Source organism: Leptothoe sp. LEGE 181152, from assembly GCF_032906605.1.
GTDB classification, from domain to species: domain Bacteria; phylum Cyanobacteriota; class Cyanobacteriia; order Phormidesmidales; family Phormidesmidaceae; genus Leptothoe; species Leptothoe turfae.
Genome location: NZ_JASATU010000017.1, coordinates 817,411 through 839,842, shown reverse-complemented (window position 1 = coordinate 839,842; position 22,432 = coordinate 817,411). Strand labels below are relative to the sequence as shown.

Sequence of the window (22,432 nt, the reverse complement as noted above, 5' to 3'; positions counted from 1 at the left end):
AACACTCGTATCAAGGCATCTTTTGCCTCAGGGCTTAGGTCACTTAGGTCAGGAAGGTCTTGCATCCTTCTACACTACGATATTTTCTTATGGTTGCCATCCCCAGCGGGGGGAGTTGAGCAATTACATAATCAGCATCTGGCATAAACACTAACTGGGCCTTGGAATCAAGAATAAATCCAACAGAAGTTATCTCGATTTCAAAAGAACTATTGTTCACAACTTCGACTGACTTTGCCCAGACAATAGGGGGATCTATAAGAGCATCTCTTGCTGTTATTTTGAGCCTAACTGTATCTTTTTTCAGTTCTCTCAAAAAGTTTAGAGTAGCAAGTATTGCACCATATGAAGCAACTATAGCAGTCACATACAGCATTTGCTGAGGTTCTATATTCCAAGGCATTTTATGTCACTATGAAAGCTTCATTTTTTTTATATTACCAAGTCTTTTGATAGCAGATTCTATTTCAGTTGAATTATTGCTGTACGTACACTAGCTAAATGACTTGCCGCATAACTATATATTCAGCGTCAGATCTGACGGATAAGATCCATATTTCCGGATCTTATCCGTCAGTTTTAGGTAATAACACCCTTATTTACAGAACTTATATGCAACTCATGACGTATAACTCCGGGAAAATAGGGTGTTATCCGTCAGATTTGACAGTTAAGTATGGTGAATGGGGTACTTATCCGTCAGATTTGACAGTTAAGTCACTCCATACAGGAGTTATACGTCATGTACGATGGCAAAATCAAAGCCACCACGCTTACTTGATCAAGTTAGGGAAGTTGCTCGGCTAAAGCACTTTAGTCTTTCAACTGAAAAATCCTATGTCTATTACATTCGGGACTACATTTTGTTGCATAACAAGCGACACCCGAAAGACATGGGGGCATCTGAAATCAGAGCTTACTTATCGCATCTTGCTATCCACCGGAATGTGGCAGCATCGACTCAAACGGTGGCTCTCAGTGCGCTGTTATTTCTATATCGTCGGGTTCTCAATATAGAATTGCCTTACATAGATGATATTGAGCGTGCTAAACGCCCTCAACGCTTACCAACTGTCTTTACGCGCTCAGAAGTAAAACGCATTTTAGCCAATCTAGACGGCATTCAACATCTGATAGTCAGTTTGCTCTACGGTACAGGTATGCGCTTGATGGAAGGGCTGCGCTTACGCGTAAAGGATTTAGACTTTGAGTACCACCAAATTACAGTGCGAGATGGCAAAGGCCAGAAAGATCGTCGTACGATGTACCTGACTCATTGGTTGATCCATTACAGCAACAGTTGCAAAAAGCTAAACGTTTACATGACCAAGACTTAGCAATGGGGTACGGAACGGTTGAAATGCCCTATGCCCTAGAACGTAAATATCCCAATGCCCATAGCGAATGGAAATGGCAATTTGTGTTTCCCTCTTGGAAACGTTCTGTCGATCCTCGAACCAAGATTATCAGAAGACATCATGTTTATGAGCGCTCTATACAACGGGCGGTGAAACAGGCGCTTCAGCGTGCTGGTGTCACAAAATATGGTGGCTGTCATACCTTTCGCCATAGCTTTGCTACCCATCTTTTGGAAGATGGCTACGATATCCGCACCGTACAAGAACTATTAGGTCATAAGGATGTAAAAACAACCATCATTTATACCCATGTGCTTAATCGCGGTGGTCGTGGAGTCAAAAGCCCATTAGATACCTAATCTAAATAAGAAATTTCAGGGACCATCATGGGATACCTTACACCGCTGCAGATGCCTGCTGACCTTGTTACCATCTGAAAGAGTGTCCCACTCTACTCTGCCATTGACCATATCAATGTCCACCTTGCTGCCAAGGATTTCGATACTCTTGAGCAGCCAGTACAGAGAAAACGCCCATATACCTGCCCACTCAATCCACAAAACCAGGCGATCACCGATAATACTCGTACCAGTGGCCAGCCTCAGCAACAGCACTAGGCCAATGGAAATCGGCATCAGAAATCTGGCAACACTAAAGACGGCTGTCCAAAAAGCTCTCTTTTTTTCATCTTCAGTAATTTTGACCGTGTCCATTGCCGTGTAGATGTTGACCACCATAATCGCAATAAAAAATGCGATCGCAGCAATAAAATGAATCGACATCGGCAACCCTAGCAGTTCGCTAGGCACATAATCCACAAAACCCGGCGTGTCTTTACACGATGCCAGCATCTGAGGTTCAGGCCAGTCCGTCGGGAAAAAAGCCACACCGGCAAGACAAACACCGGCAATGTTGAGCAACCAGTTCTCTAGCTTGCCAAAGCCACTGTAGATTACACAGCAGGCTGCGATCGCAGCCAAAACACCAACAAATAAATCCCGATAAACACCCTCTAAAGCCGTACAGCTCGACCCAGCATAGTAGTAAGCACTCAGAGAATTCTGAACCGGCAGCGGTGCCGCAAGCCACCACCAGCTTCTAAGCCCACCAATCACAAGCAACAGAGGCAAAATAAAACCAAACACACTCATACACCAGCGCAGTACAGAATAGCTACGTAAGATATGAGTATCTAAATGCTCAGGGGAACCAGTAAATCGCATAATTCACGAGTTAATACCAATTAAAGTATGGAATACCCCAATAAAATTCACGTAGTACCCGTAGGGGTACTTTCCTTTTTTCACTTTTTTACCCTATAAATTTTTACCACCTCCCCATCTCGACATCTTCATTGCCGTACTAAGGAGAAATGTCTTACGGGAGAAAGTTCGAAATACATATAATCGACCCCGCCGTAACTCCTTAACGTAATGCGATTAGGAACAATCCAGTACGTTGGGTCGTAGGGTGTCGTCACGGCCCTACCCATGGGAAACCCCAATATGCCTAAAGGAGATAACTTAACTACTTCCAGAAAGAGAACTCGGAGGGACCCCAAGCAACCGGTTTTGCCTTTAACCAACAGCTCAGGTTCATAAAGTGAAAATTGATCCATAGCGAAGAGGGTTGCTCAGGGCTTTCCTCCCTGAAACCCTCCCTTTCGTGGGGGCCTAACTCCCCCACACCCCCCGACAGGGTGATCGCTCATAGCAATGATGCAGGTGTAGTGAGAGTTACGGTGAGGTCGATTGTTAAGGTTCACTATCTTTCTTTAAAGACTCTTTAGGCTTAGGTAAAGCCATTAATTTCAACATAAGAAAAAGCGGCAGAGCCTTCAAAGAGCTCTGCCGCTTTTTATCAAGAGAAAATCAAAAGATTATTCGCTGTAATTAACCCAGCATCTCTTTTACCTTAGCAACAATGCCAGTAGAATCAATCCCCTGGTGAGGGAACTGTTCCCAAAGACCACCGCCACCTTCAATGTGAGTACCAATGTAACCATACTTAGGCGTCAACCCCCGCTCCAGCAACCAGGAGCCCATGCGACTACCTAGACCAGTACGACGGTTAAAGGACTCAACCACAAGTACCATAGGAGTGTCACCAATTTTAGCAAGAGTCTCTTCATCTACAACATTAAGAGTACCCTTGTTGATTAGACCCACATCAATACCTTCTGCCTTAAGTTTCTCTACCGCATCTAGAGCACGGTAAAGCGCAGCACCAAAGGCAACAACGTAGCCTGCAGTACCCTCACGAACAATGTCATCCTTACCCGATGTGAACGTGTAGTCTCCTGCAAACATCTCGTTACCGTCAGTATCCAAAATCATGGGTACCTTAGAACGGGTAGAGAAGATAAAGCGCAGACCGGGAGCGTTAAAGATCGACTTCACGCAGGCCCGCATTTGGTTAGCGTCAGCAGGGAAGTAAATGTTAGTGGGATGACTGTCATCCAAACCATTGTCGGCGAACAGGTTGTTCATACCGAAGTGGCAGGTGTTGTCAGCCATGTCGTCAATGCCTGCGTGGGAGAAATGGCACAACAGGTTGGAGTAGTTGAGACGAGCCATGGTGATCTCAGAAATACACATTTCCAAGAACGCACTAAAGGTGGCAAAGATACCTTGCTTGCCTTTCTCCATACCAAAGCCAGCTGCCGCAGATAGGTTGCCGCGCTCCTGAATACCACCGCTGATAAAGACTTCTGGATGAGCTTCACGGATGGTGTTCAGACCACAAGAGCCTTCCAGGTCGCTGTCCACAACGAGAACGCTGTTCTTGCGCTCTTCTTCACCCATGGCACCGAGCATTTCTACCACAGCAGCACCAAAGACCTTACGGTTGGCATCCATTTTATCGGTGGAACCGGTGTAGGTGTTGGGATTCTTAGGTGTCTCAGTATTCTTGAGAATGTCGGCTGCTGCCTGGTGACCGCGAGCTTCTAGATACTTGATCGCAGCAGGAACAGAGATTACATCATGACCGTGGTTAGACCCCTCCAGGCCTTCAATGCCAGGACACATGGGACGCTTGAGGATAACAGCGATCGGCCCGGGAGTATTGATGGCCTCGCAGATGTTAGCGTATAGCGCATCGATATCTTCACCGTTGCACTCTAGAACCTTCAGACCGTGACCTTCTAGTGTCTTCTTAACACTGTAACCAGGCAAATACTTAGAAGGGTTACCCGCAATGGTGACGTCATTGTCATCAATGAGCAGCTTCACATTGATGTGCTGAGCTACCGCTAGACGAGCCGCTTCAGCGTCGTTACCTTCCTGCTGGGAACCGTCGGAACCAAGACAGAAAACAGTTTTGCCAGGGTTAGCTAGGGCAACGCCATTAACGTAGGGCCACATGTGCCCCAGACGACCAGAGCTGAATTTTACACCGGGGGTAAGACCCAGCTCAGGGTGTCCGGGGAGGTGAGAACCGGCAGCACGATAGTTCATGAGCTGCTCAGCAGGCAGGTCGCCATTCAGGGCAGACATTAGATACTGGGTACCCACACGGTGTCCGGCTTCATCAAAGAAGGTGGGAACATAGCTGTCAGGTGCACCCCGGAAAAGAGCATCCATGAGCATGACTTCGGGGACGGTATCGTAGGGGCCACCAGTATGACCGCCCACACCCCGCGCAGCACCGGTTGCTGTAAAGAAGACAATGGCATCGCGGCAAAGTTGAATATTTGCTTTGATAGCCTCACGCTGCTCATCAGTCAGCGTCGGTGTAGACGGATCAAGACTAATACGCTTGTAAGCGCCCAAGTCGATTGGAAATGCAGCCATGTCATATCTCCCTTGTGACGTTTGTTGTCAAGGGGTATTCTCGCATTCCATGGAACCGGATGCATGGAAATTAGACAGGTTTGTATTGAGGAATACTGATTTAACTAGCGCTCCATTCTTCAGAACAGCTATAGATGTATTGCAGATCAAGATATTGAGCGATGAGTTCAAACATTGTATAGGGCCGAATGGGTTTGGTAATAATGTCATCAAACCCGCCGACATTCACTTGATGGGCACAGGCCAATGCTGGTTGTGCAGTGAGGGCAATGATTTTTGTAAGGTTTTGCCGCTGCTCCATGGCTTCGGCGGTGCGAATCAGACGTGTGGCCTCGCGACCATCCATCCCAGGCATCAGCAAGTCCATAAATATGAGCTGGGGTTGCCACTGTTCCCAACGGGTGAAGGCATCGGCCCCATTAACGGCCTGGCTGACGGCAAAACCACTGCGTTGCAATAAACGCATCAATAAGGTGCGATTTACGGGATGGTCATCCACCACTAACACCCGGCATGAGGGGTGATCTGGACGAAGACGCGGTAGCAGACAGGGTAATCGTTTGAGGGTGGGCTTTGTTAGAAGTGCCATGGGTGACTGGAATTGCTAGCAACAAAACAACGGGTCAGCACTGCGTCAATTAGTAGATGGCCAAGCTTAAAATTAAAATCTAAACGGGTGGGAACAAGGTATAAAAACAGTTTGTGAATAAGCCTGACGCTGTACTAGCAATTTTGGGGAGGATGGTGAAAAGCTGAGTATTCAACGGCTCATTCACCCACGTAAAAATTCTTGCCCTGAAGGTTTACGATGCATCGCTCACCAAAAGTGTTTGATGTTTCCAGGTTGCCTCAAAGAGTGTGAAGTTATGGTGCCCCTTCATGGAAAACTCATAAAGATATTACGGGTAGATGGAAATCTCTTAAACTTACTGAGACTTTTCCTGATAATGCCAAACGCTTATATGAAAGGGCTTTAGCCGATGACTGAGTTAAACTTTACCCATCAGCGACTTGAATAACAGTTGTCCATCGGTGCCGACGCCCCCCATGAGTCCGCCGCGTACTGGGTTCGTTGTTTGGCTAAACATGGTGACCATGGCCATCACCAGTTCAAAGGGGGATAGGGTATCGGCTAAGAAGCCTGCCCACTTGGTCTGGGGTAGCTTGAAGAAGCTGTCAAAAAATTGGCACAGTTCACGATGGTTGAAGCGCATCAGGGTTTCTAACCCAAACTGATAAATGTGATGTTTGCGTAAACGTTCGGTGGTCCATAGGGTTTGCCAACCTGCTTGGGCAAGCGCTTCCCCCACGTCTCCGTTAGAAATAGCCGTGGCGATCGCAACCGCCACATCCGGAGCCCGCCGCAGCAGGGCCCCCACCATGTAACCCGTAGCTGGATGCACCATACTAGCTGCACCGCCAAACCCCAACACCCGCTGGTTCAAATCCGGCAGCGGCAGATTCATGGGAAACAGGCAATGTTCTGTGTGATGTACTGCGCTAATTTCCACACCATCTGCCTTAAGCCGCTTCTGTAGCCGGTCTTTTAGCGTGTCGTAGGCCATGGCCGGAGACAGGGCCAGGGAGGTTTCCTCCACAAAAAACACGTCATCGCCCATGTCCATGGCATAGAGGAAGGTGGGAGGACCGGCCAGTTCCTCGGCTGACAGATGCTCTGCCCGGTAGTCCATCAAGGAAAACTGCCCCGGTGCCACGGGAGGTTTGGAAAATTTGCCCACAACGCCATAGGCCACCTGGTAGGACACAGGCGGATTTTTAGGTGTAGGCCGCTGCACCAGAGCGGCATTGTGGCCAGTGGTATCAATCACTAGCTTGGCTTTGAGTTCTTCGCCCGCTTCAGTGGTCACACAGCTATGGTCGCTAGCGTGGGTCACAGTCGCAGCCTTGCCACAGTGCCAGGTCATGTCCCCCAGCTGATCTAGAAAATGCTGCTGTAGTTTGTCCTTATCAAATAGACCGTAGTCACGACGATGCTTTGTGGGTTGAGTGGCGGCTTCTCGGCCAAAGTAGCTGACGGTGTTTTGCCAGCTTTGCCCTAATAAGTCCTTAAGGCCCAGCTCTTCTAGTTCGTCACACCAGACGCCATAGGTATTGGGCCAGGGAGTATCTGGTTTTGTCGGAGCCAGGCCTTGGAGGGATAAACCATGGTTGGCTAAAGCGGATGCCATGATCAGTGCGGCAGGCCCTGCCCCGATGATTAATACGTCAAACACCGTGTTGATTCTCCCAAATATCCCTATGGTTATTATCACCCTAACGGGAAATTACCGATTGTAGAGACGTTCCATGGAACGTCTCTACAATCGGTGATCGCAAATTGGCGATTTTATGGATTCGTGATTTTAGGACAATATCCCTACGATTAGCCCGTCCGGAACATTTTGCTCACGGTGGTCAATCGATGATATCTGAAGCCACCTATATTGATTACTTAGAAATCAGGCTATGCTCTCCCCCACCCCAGTTGCACTACCAAACCAGACTATGTCGTCCGCTGACCTACTGCGAGAACTATTTGATGCTGCCGTTGCTGCGGCCATGCCCCAAGAACAGGTGGCCCGCGCCCTAGAGCCTTACTTAAAAACAAAACCCAGAGGACGTGTGGTGGTGGTTGGCATTGGTAAATCTGCCGCCGCCATGGCCAAGGCTGTGGAAAATACCTGGGCAAAGGCAGGCAATGCAGAACCCATGGAAGGTCTAGTGATCACTCGCTACGGTCACGTTGTCCCCACCCAATCCATCGAAGTGATCGAAGCAGGACATCCGGTGCCCGATGCCAACGGTATGCGGGGAGCCCAGCAAATTTTGCAGCGGGTGCAGACCTTGACCGCTGATGATTTGGTGATTTGCTTGATTTCCGGCGGCGGTTCGGCCCTGTTTACCCTGCCACCGGAGGGCATCAGTCTAAAAAATCTAGCGGACATCAACCGTCAACTGCTGGCGTCAGGGGCGGATATCGTTTCTATGAATACGGTGCGTAAGTCGTTGTCCTGTTCATCGGGGGGACGCCTATCGGCAGCGGCATATCCGGCCAAGGTGGTATCGCTGATTATTTCCGATGTGGCGGGGGACAGCCTCAGTGCCATCGCCTCTGGTCCCACCGTGGGAGATACGGCCACAGCCGCCGATGCCCTGGAAATCATCAACCGGTATCGGATCACCATTCCCAATCCCATTCGGGATTATCTAATGCGTAATCCTAACCCCGTCATTCCTCCGGAGGATGAGCGGCTGAGTACCACCACCAACCATCTGATTGCGACGCCGCAACAGTCATTGGAAGCAGCAGCCAAGGTTGCGATCGCAAGCGGCTATACTCCCCTGATCCTTAGCGATGCCATTGAAGGGGAAGCCCGCGATGTCGCCCTGGTGCACGGAGCCATTGCCCGTCAAGCCAAACGCCATCAGCAACCCATTGCCCCTCCCTGCGTCATCCTCTCCGGCGGCGAAACCACCGTTACCGTCAAACAAAACTTTGTTGGCAAAGGCGGCCGCAATAGCGAGTTTCTATTGGCCCTGGCTAGTTACCTGGACGGCGAAACCGGCATCACCGCCATTGCCTGCGACACCGACGGCATCGACGGTAGCGAAAACAATGCCGGAGCCCTGATTACACCAGACCTCTGGCGCACAGGACGTAACCCGCAGAAATATCTAAACACCCACGACAGCTATAGCTTTTTTGAATCCATTGGAGCACTAGTGGTGACCGGACCCACATTGACCAATGTGAATGACTTTCGGGCCATCGTTGTTGAAGGATAAAACCCTTTGTTGCCGCTGGTTTCGACTTCGCTCAACCAGCTAACGATACCCGTGGGGTGAGCGAAGCCGATTCTGCTTAACTCAAAACGATACCCGTGGGGTGAGCGAAGCCGAATCCCTACTCCTCACACACGTCCCCATCATCTGCTGCCGCCAGCACCGAGGCCAGCACACCTGGAAATTTGGCTTCCAGCTCATCTACGCGTAATGAATTCAAATGCTGGGTGCCCACCTTCTCGGTATGGACAATGCCAGCTTCGCGCAGAATTTTAAAGTGGTGCGACAGGGTGGATTTGGCAATCTCATCACCACCGCAGCTGCGACAAGCTTGCTCGCCTTTTTGGGCGATGGTTTTGACAATTTTCAGCCTGACTGGATCACCCAGGGCGTACAGCACCTCTGCCAGGGTTATTTGGTTTGTATCTGGATGGGAAATTGGACGCATACTTGCATTATGACACGGGGCTATGTCAGTAAAAATGGGAGTGGGCGGATGACCGTCCTTTGTTAGTTCAACTTTATGGAACTATAATTGATGCACTCAGTAAATGCAGAAGGGCCTCGATAGGGCTACTGTATTACTGGCGCGTTGGTTTTTCAGGAGGTCAAAAAGATGGCTACAAATGCATTGGTCAATGAAGTTTCAGATGCCGATTTTCAGAGTGATGTACTGGGCAGCGATACCCCTGTACTAGTCGATTTTTGGGCACCCTGGTGTGGCCCTTGTCGCATGGTGGCACCTGTCGTAGATGAGGTGGCTACTAAGTTTGAAGGCCGAGTCAAAGTCCTCAAGCTCAATGTAGACGATAATCCTAAAAGTGCCAGTGACTACGGTGTGCGCAGCATTCCCACACTGCTAATTTTCAAGGATGGTAAGGTTGCCGATACGGTCGTTGGTGCTGTACCCGCTAGCACCTTGTCAAGCACCCTTGAGAAATATTTGGATTAGGTTACGCATAACAGCGTAAAACTCAAAAGAAAGCTTAGAATTACAGCCTGTCTCTTGCTCTAGCCAGTATCAAAGGGACAGGTTTGTCTTTAGACATTCGTTTTTTAAAGTTAGGTTAGTCAACCCATGAGCTACTCTGATCCCTCTTCTCCCAACTCAACACCACCGGAATCTGATCCAGAAACGACTACAGAAGAATTTGTGGTAAATAGCGACAACCTGGTTAACAAAGTACAAGAGCTCATTAATGAGAGTAATGTGCGACGGATTTTGATTAAAAATGCTGAAGGCCGCACCTTGTTAGAAATTCCCCTGACAGCGGGCCTAGTGGGGGGAGCCGTGGGTCTGGCCTTTTTTGCACCGCTGGTTGCGATCGCATCCGTTGGCATGCTGGTTGCCCGTTTTACCCTAGTGGTCGAACGCCGTGCCTAGGCCATTGTCTCTTTTGTCACACTCACCTTTCTAGAGACACAGTAGAGGCAAAAAGTCTTACCCCTACCCTTGTTTCCACCCAGCCTGTCAGCGTAAAGGATTGGGTGGTTTTTTGTAACCTGTGGTCATATCATAGGCAGATTTTAGTGGCATACTGAAGCCTTATTTCTAGTCACTAATTTGTTGTTTCAAGCATTTACCATGTCAGGGTTAGACAAATGGGATAAACGATATTGGCTTATTTTCCTGCTGCTGGCGTCTGCAGGATTTTTCATACACTACAGTTTTTGGCACACACCGGCTGAAGAGCTTCAGGGCCATGATATGTACTATATCTGGCTAGAAGGCAAGCGAATTCTGGCTGGAGAAAACCCCTATGCCAGAGTTCTGGCAGGCAACCTCAGGGAAAATGATAAATATGCCACTTATTTTCCCATTGCCTATCTTGTATCTGCGCTAGTGCAAAAACTTGGTTTTCTAGACTATCGCGACTGGCTATACTTTTGGCGACCCACAGCCTTTATATTCCACATGGGTATTGTGGGTCTAACGCTACGATACTTTCAAAAGCGTCGGTTGTGGCTACTGGGGATAGCGGCCTCGCTTGTTCTCTTGCTAGGCCGCTGGAGTATTTATATTATTCGTGTCCATCATCTAGAATTTGCAGCCATTTTCTTTTTAGTATTCTCCCTGGTTCTTTTAAAGGAGAAACCACGACTCGCTCTGCTGATGTTTAGCATCTCCTTGGGTATCAAACAGATCGCGATATTTTTACTGCCGCTATATCTAATATATCTATGGAAAAAACGCGATAAGTACGCTAAAAACCTGATTATTGGCTTTTTGATTATTCTCAGTGTGCCGTTGATAACGTCCCTGCCCTTTATTATTTGGGATGCCGATGGCTTCTTTAAGTCTGTTTTGTTTTCAGCAACACGCCTAGGGGATAGCCATATTAGCGGTGCCCCATCTATCGATGTGATTCTATTTCAAAATTATCCGTGGCTGGTGGGCCTCAAGGCCAAAGCACTGATGCTATTTCTAATGGGGCTAGCCTATCTAAGTTTCTTGACAGAGCGGGTTGGCATCTTTGCAGCGTCTACAATCACCATGATGGCCTTCCTATACTTTAATTCCGTGTTGTTCTTGCAATACTTTATCTGGCCCCTAAGTTTGATTCCGTTTGCTATGGTGGAAGATAGAAAGGGATTTGCAGATTAGCTGATATCGTCTTAAGTTCCACCTGAATCACTGAGAGGCAAATTTTAAGTCAACCCTCAGCATAATTGAGGCTGGTTTTAGACAGCTATTGGGGAAGCTCTTAGATTAGTTGCTTACTTTGGACAGCATCGTAATCTAAGTGGTTTTCAATGGAATCATTGGATCGTTATCTTGAAGCCCTCAAGCGTTTGTTTGAGAAAGGCCTCATTGAGGCTCTTCCCAGTCTCTCAACAGTTAAAACCGGCGAGATTATCTTTCATGGTGAAGAACCAGCAGGGAAGATTTTTGGCGTCAAAACTGGAAAAGTACAGCTGGTGCGCTATCTGGAAAATGGCCAGATGAGTCACCAATACGCCATCGACAATGGCAGCTGGTTTGGCGAAAGCGCCTTGTTTCATGGCGTTTATGCTAATTCTGCGATCGCAACTGAGCTCTCTCTCATTGTTGCTATCCCCAAACAGGCATTTCTCACCCTATTACATCAAGATCCTGAGATTTCCCTTATTTTTATTAGTGAATTAACAGAACAGCTCCACATCGCCAAAAACCTCATGACATTGCGATGTATCCGTTCCGCTAGTGACCGTGTACTAGCCTATCTCTACAATTTAAAAACACCGGGGCAAAACATCTGTGTTCTCAATTGCCCGATCAAAGCCATTGCCGAGCAAATTTGCCTGACACCAGAGGTGGTTTCACGCTCGTTACGAAAATTGCAAGACGATGGCATTATTCAACGTAATCAGAGAAAAATTATATTTCTGGAGGGATAGGTGTAGCTAGTACGCTGTGGCGTAGGTTTGCCCACTATTACAGGTGGATGGGGGATGGGGGGATGCAATCGCTTTAGCTATCAGATATTGCAGCCCCCTTTTTCCACTTTTGAAGGCTTTGAGGGCAGACTCTAAGCAGTCAAATAACTTGTTAATGCCTGATGCAAGATTGCACCAACCTACTTACCGTAAGTCTTAAGAATATTTTTTAATTTCAGCCTGGGATTTCAATTTTCTTAACAAACTTGATTTGAATCATAGATTCTCAGGGTTTACTCATCTAAAATTCTGGGAAATCTCATCTAAGTGATTTCATGAGCGCGATGAATGAATCTCAGCTCCAGGTTGCCTGTATTCCCAATCATCAAATCCAGTCTCGATGGCTTTCAGCCTTAACGTCACTGCGCTATAGGGCTGGCCATTTAGAAGCGTATCTAGAAGAACTAGTTTCTGGATTGCGTCATGGCTTGGGGGCCAGTCGCGTGATGCTCGGTCAATACTTAGGGTCCGGTAAGTATGACTTCATTGTCAGTTCAGAACTGCAGCCAGGTAAACCTGAAAATTATGCCTATTGGAGTCGCTTAGCTGAAGATATTTTAACTCAGAGAAATTCAGCTACGGGGGTCTATATATTACAGGCCAATCTGAATGTGGCCTATTGCGGTGTGCCCGTAGTTACCCCTAAAGGTTGCTGCTGCGGTATCTTGCTGGCCCTAAGACCTGCCATCGAACCCTTTCAAACTGAAGATCAACAGATTTTGACGTTAATGGCCCATCAGGCCGCCATGGCCATTGAGCTAGAACGCTGCTGTCATTCTGTCAGCAACCATACCCTGGAGACAGTCAGCCCTAGGCACCCTCTACAGTTGCTCCAGGAAAAGCTGATGACCGTTAACCAGCAGCTGACCCAAAAATTAGATCACTATAGAACTGAGCTACAGCGGGTCTCAGCTCGACTACAGGTAGAAAGTATTGCTCATTCATCCTTAGAGCAGCGTTTTCGCAAAATTTTTGACGGGTCCAACGACGCTATCTTTGTGATTGACCCAGCCCAGGATCAAATTTTAGAGGCCAACCCAAGGGCGACCGAGCTACTCAACTATTCACACCAGGAGCTGCTAAACGCCATTAAAATCTCTCAGGTTCATCCAGACGAAATGCCTAAATTATTGGAATTTACCCGGAATGTTTTTCACAACGGTCGGGGCTGGACCGATGAACTGACCTGTTTAACAAAGTCGAAACATAAGCTGCCAGCGGAGATTTCTGCTGCACCCATTGAGTTTGAGGGACGGCAATGTATTCTCGCCATGGTTAGAGATATTAGCGAGAGAAGACGACTTGATGCCCAACGCCAGCAGGCCGAAGCCCATGCTAAAAAAGCACTCTCCCATTTAGCTGAAGTTGGCGAACTATCTTCCATGATTGTTCATGAAATTCGTAATCCTCTGACAACGGTGCTGATGGGGCTAACCAGCTTTCAGAAGCTAGACCTGGACGGTCGATTTAAAGCCCGGTTAGATATCGCCCTAGAAGAAGCCGATCGCTTAAAGCGATTGCTCAATGAAATTTTGCTGTTCTCTAAACCGCAAGCGCTGAATTGTAAGCCCTTAGAACTAAACACATGGAGTGCGGATCTTCTAAAATCTCTACAGTCTCATCCCTCCGTGGCAGATCAGGTGATCGAATTCCATGCAAATCCAATTTCAGCCATCGTTTCGGCAGATTCTGACAAACTCAAACAGGTCTTTATTAACTTACTGACCAATGCCTGTGAGGCGACAGCTGCCGGCGAGATCGTGACTTGGGAGATTACGTATCCATCCAAAGCTAATCACCTGACAGTGCAGATTCATAATGGAGGTAATCCCATTCCTCCATCTATTTTGGAGAAGATTACAACACCGTTTTTTACCACAAAACCCAATGGTAATGGCTTGGGTCTAGCCATTGTTAAACGAATCGTGAATGCCCATAAAGGTCAATTTTCCATAACTTCAGATGCCAAGTCCGGTACTACGGTTACGGTGATGTTACCGGTTCTTAAACGTTAATCACTGATGTTATGAACTATGGGTGCCAGGCTATAGATATCGAGCCCTTGGGGCGATATGGATGATTGCCTCACCAAGTCATTGCTTGATAGGAATGCTGACGATAAACTCAGTGCCTGATCCTACATTAGATCGACACTCTAAATTACCGCCGTGGTTTTCAACAATAATCTGATAGCTGATCGATAACCCCATGCCTGTTCCCTCGCCAGTAGGTTTTGTCGTGAAGAATGGATTAAATATCTTTTTGTAAATCTCTTCAGGCATTCCTAAGCCATTATCAGCAATGGATATGTTTATCCATTGTGAATTAATCGTAGATGTACAAATGGTAATTTGACCAGCTTCAAGCTTACCTGGATATTGTGATTGTTGTGTGTAGCGATCTTCAATAGCATCGACTGCATTGACTAAGATGTTCATAAAAACCTGATTGAGTTGCCCTGAAAAACAGGAGATTTGAGGTAACTGACTATAATTCTTAATGATGGTGATGTTAGGACGGTGGCCATACCCTTTGAATCGGTGCTGTAGAAGCATCAAGGTACTGTCCAAACCGTCATGCAAATCTGCTTCCTTATAATCAGCTTCATCAAGTCGTGAGAATGTTCTCAATCCTGACACAATCTTGCTAATGCGTTCACTACCTATTTGCATAGAATTCAAGAGCCTGAACAGGTCTTCAACAATAAAGTCCACCTCTAACTCTTCGCTGAGGGCCGTAATTTTGCTGTGTGGTTCAGGATAGATTTTCTGATAGAGATTGAGCAAATCTATTAAATCTTGCACATAGGCATAGGCATGGTCAATATTACAATAGATAAAACTGATGGGATTATTAATTTCATGGGCAATGCCTGCCACCAACATCCCCAGGGCAGACATCTTTTCAGATTGTATCAATTTTGTTTGCATCAGTTGCAAATTGGTGAAAGCTGCTTGTAACTCCTGACTACGAATCTCTGCCTCACTTCTGGATTTTTCTAATCCTTGAATAATTTGACGAACTAACTCTGATTGGATCTCGTAAGAATTTTCTAATTCTGCCCGATTGGCTTCCGAACGAGCCAATTTTTTCTGTAACAGCCGATTGTGTTTTTCTAACTTCTCAATGCGTTGTTGTAGCTGATCAGGGGCCATATTATCCATGAAGAAGCTACTCCATGCCTAACAGCAACGTTACAAAGGTTTCATTGTGAAATTGGGCTGCGCCATGGGTGCGGGACGGAGCGATTTCTCCATAGGTATAAAATCCAGCGCACGTCATGTTAGGTGGAATTGCCTGTCGTAAGACGTGATATTCTTCTTTAGTTCTGGTTCCTAAAACCCGCATACGCCCTGTGCAGGAGAATAATAAGGCTACGGTGGGATGAGTTCCAGGATAATGCTTAAGGGCTTGTCGCATGGATGAATTTGCCGAGGCCACCATTTCATCCCGACTGGAACGAACCACTTGTACCTCTGACTGGGGTGGGATATCGGCAAAGAAGGTGATACTGCCAGACTCTGAATCATAGGAGCCGTTAGACGCTCGCATATACCAACTGTTTTGATTTGGTTCAAACACAGCTAACCGGTAGGCAGGAGATGGACGAATATCGCCTAAATAATCTCGATAAAACTCTAAAATGGGCTGTCCATTAACTTCATGAAGAACATTACCATCGACTTTAGTTACTTTTCCTTTTTTTCCTATCGGGGTCCAACCCGTGGACACCCCATGGCCCCAGAGTACAGGCCCTGACAATAGCAAAATGGGCAGAGCATCACTTAAAACTTCTTGCCCAAAAAATTGGTAGGTTTGTCGAAATTTCCATTGGTCACAGGTGGTCCCCCCGATAATGGGAGTTGTTTCTCCTAAGGCTTGTTGCAAGCCATCCAGAATTAACAGTCCACTGGTCGTTAAACTTTCAGGTGTGGTGATACATAAAGCTGTTGGGCGTTGGGACTGTGCTTGGGCTAATTGAACGGTTTGCTGAGCAATTGCAACAGGGTTTGAGGAAACATGGCGACCAACAGCGGCATGAAAGCCCACTTGGTCGGAGTACAACAACATTAAGACTAGAGAGTCTTGCTGAAATTCTAGGATAGATGAAATTTCACCGTCAGTTGTGCCGCCAATGAGTTGAATGCCTGGAAATGTTTGGTTAATACGTTGAAGGATTTCAGTATGCTCAAAATCAAGGGCGGCTAACAAAATGCCTGCCTGGGGCTTAATCCCTGCTAAGGCAGTCAGACATTGCTCTAAGACTTCTGCGATCGCAAACGTCGTATCTGGGTCATTGCTATGACCAACTACTGCTTTTAGCATAGCTTCTACGCAAAACGTTGATATCTACTCTTCCATTAGTCAGCATACCCAACTAATTAAATATCCACTTAATCTTGTACATACGATGGATATATTTCAAATCAGTAGAATTGCGATGTGTTCAAATTATCGTTTTAGCCTCGGAATATGGGCGTATCTATGCTTCTAAATGTCTGGCCTACCGATAATCCATGGATGGGACTCATAAAACTGTGAACCAGTAATGTTCGTTCACAGGCCGTGACAATATCGGTTGGGTGGAACTGTTTGGTTTTAAGGATATGGATGATCAGTTTGCGCAGGTCATTGAGGCCATGTGCGAGGAGCATCAAAGGACGCTGCCACCGACGATAGCGCACACAACGTAGGGGATACCGACTGACACCAATGGATTGAAACAGGTCTAGCAAATAGGCTGGGCGCAGACGATTGGCCGGAATTGAGTGGAGCAGGCGCATCTGGGGATTATGCCAAATGGGCCAACCTCCCTGGCGTATATGGCTTAGGGTTTCAATATCTTCCCCCTTGGTTTTTAGGCTCGTGCCACATACGCCACTGAGGGCTGGCTCTGTGGGGACACAGGTGAACCAGGCTCGGCGTCGAACCACCATACCCGCCCCGGCGGGTAAAACCCCTTGCTTGGTGTGGTATTGAAAGGGCGTATCTCCCCGCTGAATGACGGCCAGACAGCTGGCAATACGCTCAAAACCTTCTGGGGGTTTGCTTTCGTATTGTCCATCAATGGCACTGCCATAGGCTCCTGCCTGGGGATGGAGTTGACCAAATTGATAGGCCTGAGCAACCCAATCCTCGGCGGGTAAGGTGTCGTCATCTAAAAAACCGACAAGGTCACTGCTGACAGAGCCCATGGCGCAACGGCGGGCATAGGCAAGGCCCTGACGAGGCTCAAACAGGTATCGCAGGGGAATATGCTTAGGCCACTGGTGCTGATAGTCGCGAATACATTGAGCCGTCTGGTCGTGACTGTTGTTGTCAACGATGAGGATTTCCCAGGTTAGGGACTTGGGGGTGAGTTGCGATCGCAATCGCTCTAATAATATAGGCAGACGACGCTCACCGTTATAGGTGCAGATAACAACAGAAAAGTCAGTCACAATCCGAGGGAATACACAAGCCTTTAATTTTTATGAAAAAATGCCTCAAATACATCCGGGACAACGCCCAAAACCTATTTTGGGTGACCCTGCATTCGGCCCTTAAATAGTAGGCTCCCAAGGTTAAGCCTAGACCAAGAAAAGGTAGTCATTCGGTCATCACGCAAAGGGATTCATTAGAGCGTAACCTGCATAAAGTTAGGACTTACCCCTGAGCCAAACCACAATTCTTGAGATAGGGCATGGGGGCTATAGACCGGGGGCGTAGCTGGAAAAACAGATACACCAACAAAAAGAAAGACACAATAGCCAGGACAATGTATTGGTTTAATACGGGAGATACCAGAGCCTGATAATCACTGATTGATAGCGTTATCCCTCTTTCAGCCACAGGTTTACCAAAAAAATCAACCGCATTCCAGACCACCACTGCCGCATTAAACAACCCGTGACAAAGCATGGGAGCCACCAAACTAGAGGTTCTTAAATACAGGAACGCCAGAAAAACTCCATCAATAAATAACGAAATCAGATCAAACCGAACATGAATAACCGCAAACAGTAACGACGATACGACTATTCCCCACCGTAGCCCCCACTTAAGTCCCCACTTCTGGAGAAAAATGCCGCGAAACAAGATCTCTTCTAGCAACGGTGCCAGGATAATGGCACTAACAGCAAACAGAATTAGCTCCAAGATATTGGTGAAACGTTGTACACCTTCAAAGTAGTCTTCAACATAGCCTGGCCAGACATAGGACAAACCATACAGCGTGATCCTGTCAAAGCTCAGGGAAAATAAAAACAAAGTTGTCGCTACTAAACAAGTTAAGAGACCCTCGCGGGCACTAATGCCCCCCTTAAGACCCAATGCAGACAGATCAAATTTGGCGGCTCGCAGTAATCTAAACAGAAGAACAATAAAATGAGTCGATATCACCAGACCTATTACATTTGCAAACAGGGCTGTGATCTGATATTCATCAAAATTCTGTCCGGTCAGTTTGACATAGGCCAAAACCATAAAAATGGCATAGAGTGTGGCCAAGGCCACATACTTTAGACCGATTTCTAAAAGGCTGACTCGATCAAATGCCGTTTCCGGTGTAGCTGTTTGCATGTCAGGAGAAGGCTTGCAGCGGTTGGGAATGATCATCAGCACCGACAACCCAATCCAACTAAACAGGCCTAGCCATCCCCATCGTTTGCCATAGCCTCGGGATTGGGCATAGTTTCCACAGCCTTTGATAAAGGGAATATGCCCGGCAATCAGAGATATCAGAGCTGCAACAGCCAGGAGTGTATAAACAATAAAATATGTACCCACCCCCTCTTCCCTAGGGGATGGTAGCAATCCAAAAATGATAATTGGCCCGAACATGATCGCCAGACCCATAAGAATCTGTCTGATATAGTTTGGCTGAGTTTTCATTAGCTACACCTTCGATGTAATTAACGTCAGATAATCGACCTGCGCGATAGGTCGTCACACGACCTTCTGCTACAGATATAGACGGTGAATAGCTACACTAAAAGACCTAGCAGTTACGCTTAAGCCATCAGCGTAAATCTCTAAACCAGGTAAGTTGTTAGATGTATCATCTTAATTTATTGGCCATGGAGGCGACTGTAGTGTGATGGGGTATCCTCGTGAAGGTGAATGCCTATGGGGACGCTCATCCCGATGTGGCTGCCAGCTTAAATTTGCTAGGGCTTATTTACCAAGATCAAGGTAATACCTAGTTAAGAATCTGGGGACATTGGCTTACGCGCAAAATGATCTGCCCCAAGCTCAGGAGTATCTGGATCAAGCGCTGAGCATGGCCAAGGAAACTCTTGGAGAAGATCATCTCTCCCATCCGCAAACAACGCTCTATCACCGTCGCCACCACGTCTTAACAGGAGCTGTCTCCAACTTCCTCAACAAAACATCCCTTTGCGTAATCTCCACCCAGGGCATCACCGTCCCAATATAATGGGTCTTCCGCCGTTTCTTTAGCGCCAACAATGCCACCCGTATATTAATCGCCTCATTTGGCAACCCCCGACACAGCTCCACCACCGTCGCTGATGTCACTTTAGACATCGCCGCTAGCGCAATTGCCGCATTCATCACACCGCTGTGCTTTAATTTCGACAACAACGGCACCAACTCGGCTTCCGTCAAATCAAATGCCTCAATCACCTGCAGTGCTTCTGCAATAGAAATATTATTGGCCATCCCATTTTGCGAACCATTGCGCTGACGCCTCACCTCATCCGGCAACAATGCATCAATGATGTCAAAGATCTTATCCAGCATCCCCTTTACCGTGTGGAACTCACTGCTCTGCTTTATGCCGTTATACCGCAGAAATGCCAGAATTTTCTCGTAAATAGTCAGAATCAGCTGACTCGTATAAATATCTACCTCAATATCTCGTTGAAATCGTTCCAGCGCCTGGGGATAGCTATCATCATCTAACCGCATACGGCTATGGATAAACTCATAGAGAGACGACAATGCTGCTGAAACATTATCCCTGAGATCCTGCAACGCAGGCAGATACAGTTCACCATTTTCCAAATCAGCCAGATAGGGACTAATGGTTTGGTAGTTCTTCTCAGCACTGGCTACCAAGAAAAATAAAGCTTCCAGTAAAAGATTAGTCTCTAAAATAGGTGCATTGTATTTAGCCGATAAACCACCCTGTTCAGCTTTGGCCAACATAAACTCATAGAAACTGCTGACATTTGCCTGTTCTATCCGCCAAGCCTTAAAAAAGACCTCAGCTTTGTTCATTTGAACAAGGGAAGACTCTTCGACTTGGGGATTAGCTGCAGTACTTTCATCTTCACTTGCATCTTCAACAAGCTTGGGTAAATCCAGTAACTTCACTGTGCCATCTAAAGAGGCTGTAGCAAGGTACGAGCGATTGGCCGCAAAGGATAGGGCAATGGCGTGGGCATCATGGGCAATGGTGGTAACGCGTCTACCGGTAGCAACTTTGATTATGTTAGCGGTTTGATCTGACGATGCTGTGGCCAGGTATCCTCCATCGGCAGAGAACGCGACGGCATTAACGTCCTCTTCGTGCTTAATGGTATAAACGTTTCTGCCGCCTGTTTTAGTGACTACTTTGATGAGTTTAATTGTATTATTCCATGAGCCAATGGCTAGATAGGTACCAAAGGGAGATGATGATATACCCCGCAGTTTACCCTGATGAGAGATAGAGGTGATTTTCTCACCGGTGGATATCTTTGTAATTTCGGTGTTTGAGCCAGTGGTTGTGGCAATGTAAGCCTCGTCTGGCGAAAAGCAAAGGACATCGGCTGAACTTGTATGGGAAAATGCTGTAACCTCATGGCCAGTGGCAACAGCCAATATCTTTATTGTTTTATCACTGGGAACGGCCAGATATGTCCCCCTGGGCGAAAAGCATATGGACTTTGATATGTCTGCTTCATTTTTGCTATGGGCCAGGGTACGAATCGTCTTGCCTGTAGCTACCTCAACAATTTTGATGGCTTTGTCAATAGAAACTGCGGCTAAGTGAGTGCCATCTGGAGAGAAGCAGGTTTTCTGTACGATACCTTGGTGCTGCACGGCAGCAAATTCTTTACCCGTCGATACGTCTATGACCTTAAAAAGATGGTCTAATACAATGGCCAGATACGCACCATCCGTTGAAAACGACATGGCTGTAAGCCAACCTTTATAGGTGATTGTTCTCAGCTCTTCACCTGTTTCCACCTCAATGATCTTAGCAGTGGTCGCTGATATGCTTTCTTCACCAGGCACTTGCCTCAAGTAGTAAACCCCGTTGGGAGAAAAGAAACCCACTGGGACATCAGACCTATTTGTAATAGTTGAGAAATTATCACTAGCACTCGCTTTATTGGTGGTGATTTTTGCATTGGGCTTAACCAATTCAATAAAGATATTGGAGAGCAGAGAATTTAGTCGCTGCTTCCCTGCCAAGTTGGAAGAAGTCTGGCCAATATCTTCTGGGTAGATCAGGGTAAAGGTTTCTTGTAGGGATGTGAGCTGTTGTCTAACAACGTAGAGCTTGGGGTCATCAATTCTAGCGTCATGTTGTAGACCTGAAATCTTCCTCGCTCCGTAGGAAGCATATTGGGTGCTTTCGTTATCATTAGTAATATCTTGTCGAATGCTTTCTATAGCAATATCTCGTGACTGACTCAGTTTTTCTCGTGTTTTGATAAACTCATATAGCGTAGAAAGGGCGGTATCAATGCTGTCTTTGCAATTTTGCAATTGCTCTGCCTTGAGATATTCTTCACAGGTGATTAATAATGAATTGATCGTTGCCAAGGCAAGATTCGTTTCTAAGATTAGTAGAACATTCTGTTCTATGGGGTTATCCGACTCAGCTGCTTTTTCAACCGCTTGTTTGATGCCATCCTTGGTGTATAGATAAAAGGTGGCGTGGGTAGCTTGCTTAGTATCCCGAAGGTGCTTCCAGTGCAGGTAGTTTTGGTTAAGCTGTTTGATGACATCCAAAAACTGGTGCGGTAAATTATTTCTATCTTCTGGCGTGATATCGATATTGATAAAGTCGTCGTGGATAACGTCTGGTGAAAACTTGGATGACGATATTAAGGAAAGCATGCTTCAAGAACTTGAGGGTGCTTA

At 46.9% G+C, this 22,432-nt stretch carries 19 protein-coding genes and 1 pseudogene; 8 read left to right on the top strand and 12 right to left on the bottom strand.

Annotated features, from left to right (window positions below; translation table 11 throughout):
* Window positions 1–43: 43 nt before the first annotated feature.
* Entirely contained in the window at window positions 44–403 is a 360-nt protein-coding gene (locus tag QGP82_RS11770) for a hypothetical protein (RefSeq protein WP_499059251.1), read from the bottom strand.
* A 346-nt stretch (window positions 404–749) separates the two neighbouring features.
* On the opposite strand from QGP82_RS11770, the pseudogene QGP82_RS11765 reads away from it, so the two are divergent.
* Window positions 750–1,717 (top strand): annotated as a pseudogene (locus QGP82_RS11765) (integron integrase).
* Between the two features lie 15 nt (window positions 1,718–1,732).
* Here the strand turns inward: QGP82_RS11765 and QGP82_RS11760 are convergent.
* From QGP82_RS11760 to crtL, 5 genes are all read right to left on the bottom strand, one after another.
* Window positions 1,733–2,581, bottom strand: a complete 849-nt coding sequence (locus tag QGP82_RS11760; RefSeq protein ID WP_163659343.1) for a hypothetical protein — start codon at window positions 2,579–2,581, stop codon at window positions 1,733–1,735.
* A gap of 128 nt (window positions 2,582–2,709) precedes the next feature.
* Window positions 2,710–2,976, bottom strand: coding sequence for a hypothetical protein (locus QGP82_RS11755; protein ID WP_163659342.1), 267 nt, complete (start codon window positions 2,974–2,976; stop codon window positions 2,710–2,712).
* A 274-nt stretch (window positions 2,977–3,250) separates the two neighbouring features.
* Window positions 3,251–5,152, bottom strand: coding sequence for a thiamine pyrophosphate-binding protein (locus QGP82_RS11750; RefSeq protein WP_499059246.1), 1,902 nt, complete (start codon window positions 5,150–5,152; stop codon window positions 3,251–3,253).
* 100 nt (window positions 5,153–5,252) lie between these two features.
* The gene (locus QGP82_RS11745) at window positions 5,253–5,741 is read right to left on the bottom strand and encodes a response regulator (RefSeq protein WP_499059244.1); all 489 of its coding nucleotides are present in this window, start codon (window positions 5,739–5,741) and stop codon (window positions 5,253–5,255) included.
* A 400-nt stretch (window positions 5,742–6,141) separates the two neighbouring features.
* Window positions 6,142–7,386 (bottom strand): lycopene beta cyclase, encoded by a 1,245-nt coding sequence (crtL, locus tag QGP82_RS11740; protein ID WP_499059242.1) that lies wholly within the window; start codon window positions 7,384–7,386, stop codon window positions 6,142–6,144.
* 271 nt (window positions 7,387–7,657) lie between these two features.
* Between crtL and QGP82_RS11735 the strand changes: the two genes are divergently transcribed.
* On the top strand, window positions 7,658–8,938 hold the full coding sequence (locus tag QGP82_RS11735; protein WP_499059240.1) for a glycerate kinase type-2 family protein: 1,281 nt from the start codon (window positions 7,658–7,660) through the stop codon (window positions 8,936–8,938).
* A gap of 118 nt (window positions 8,939–9,056) precedes the next feature.
* Here QGP82_RS11735 and QGP82_RS11730 read toward each other — a convergent pair whose 3' ends face one another.
* On the bottom strand, window positions 9,057–9,383 hold the full coding sequence (locus tag QGP82_RS11730) for an ArsR/SmtB family transcription factor (RefSeq protein WP_163699212.1): 327 nt from the start codon (window positions 9,381–9,383) through the stop codon (window positions 9,057–9,059).
* Between the two features lie 168 nt (window positions 9,384–9,551).
* Between QGP82_RS11730 and trxA the strand changes: the two genes are divergently transcribed.
* The 5 genes from trxA (at window position 9,552) to QGP82_RS11705 (ending at window position 14,367) form a co-directional block, all read left to right on the top strand.
* Window positions 9,552–9,887, top strand: a complete 336-nt coding sequence (gene trxA, locus QGP82_RS11725) for a thioredoxin (protein ID WP_499059238.1) — start codon at window positions 9,552–9,554, stop codon at window positions 9,885–9,887.
* 126 nt (window positions 9,888–10,013) lie between these two features.
* The gene (locus tag QGP82_RS11720) at window positions 10,014–10,319 is read left to right on the top strand and encodes a DUF4342 domain-containing protein (protein ID WP_163659336.1); all 306 of its coding nucleotides are present in this window, start codon (window positions 10,014–10,016) and stop codon (window positions 10,317–10,319) included.
* Window positions 10,320–10,520: 201 nt separating this feature from the next.
* Window positions 10,521–11,540 carry a hypothetical protein gene (locus QGP82_RS11715; RefSeq protein WP_163699214.1) on the top strand — a complete coding sequence of 340 codons (1,020 nt, stop codon included), beginning with the start codon at window positions 10,521–10,523 and terminating at the stop codon, window positions 11,538–11,540.
* A 149-nt stretch (window positions 11,541–11,689) separates the two neighbouring features.
* Window positions 11,690–12,313, top strand: coding sequence for a Crp/Fnr family transcriptional regulator (locus QGP82_RS11710; protein ID WP_499059235.1), 624 nt, complete (start codon window positions 11,690–11,692; stop codon window positions 12,311–12,313).
* 314 nt (window positions 12,314–12,627) lie between these two features.
* A complete protein-coding gene (locus tag QGP82_RS11705; protein WP_499059233.1) occupies window positions 12,628–14,367 on the top strand; it encodes an ATP-binding protein in 1,740 nt (579 codons plus the stop codon).
* A gap of 78 nt (window positions 14,368–14,445) precedes the next feature.
* Here the strand turns inward: QGP82_RS11705 and QGP82_RS11700 are convergent, their stop codons facing one another.
* The 4 genes from QGP82_RS11700 to QGP82_RS11685 form a co-directional block, all read right to left on the bottom strand.
* Window positions 14,446–15,516: a sensor histidine kinase gene (locus QGP82_RS11700; RefSeq protein ID WP_499059231.1), complete on the bottom strand. Its 1,071-nt coding sequence runs from the start codon at window positions 15,514–15,516 to the stop codon at window positions 14,446–14,448.
* A 7-nt stretch (window positions 15,517–15,523) separates the two neighbouring features.
* On the bottom strand, window positions 15,524–16,678 hold the full coding sequence (locus QGP82_RS11695) for an FIST signal transduction protein (protein ID WP_163659332.1): 1,155 nt from the start codon (window positions 16,676–16,678) through the stop codon (window positions 15,524–15,526).
* Between the two features lie 134 nt (window positions 16,679–16,812).
* Entirely contained in the window at window positions 16,813–17,793 is a 981-nt protein-coding gene (gene hpsE, locus QGP82_RS11690) for a hormogonium polysaccharide biosynthesis glycosyltransferase HpsE (protein ID WP_499059229.1), read from the bottom strand.
* 205 nt (window positions 17,794–17,998) lie between these two features.
* Window positions 17,999–19,225, bottom strand: a complete 1,227-nt coding sequence (locus tag QGP82_RS11685) for a CPBP family intramembrane glutamic endopeptidase (protein ID WP_499059228.1) — start codon at window positions 19,223–19,225, stop codon at window positions 17,999–18,001.
* A gap of 328 nt (window positions 19,226–19,553) precedes the next feature.
* On the opposite strand from QGP82_RS11685, the gene QGP82_RS11680 reads away from it, so the two are divergent.
* On the top strand, window positions 19,554–19,769 hold the full coding sequence (locus tag QGP82_RS11680; RefSeq protein ID WP_499059225.1) for a tetratricopeptide repeat protein: 216 nt from the start codon (window positions 19,554–19,556) through the stop codon (window positions 19,767–19,769).
* Here the strand turns inward: QGP82_RS11680 and QGP82_RS11675 are convergent.
* Entirely contained in the window at window positions 19,670–22,408 is a 2,739-nt protein-coding gene (locus QGP82_RS11675) for a WD40 repeat domain-containing protein (protein ID WP_499059222.1), read from the bottom strand. The genes QGP82_RS11680 and QGP82_RS11675 overlap by 100 nt on opposite strands.
* Between the last annotated feature and the right edge of the window lie 24 nt (window positions 22,409–22,432).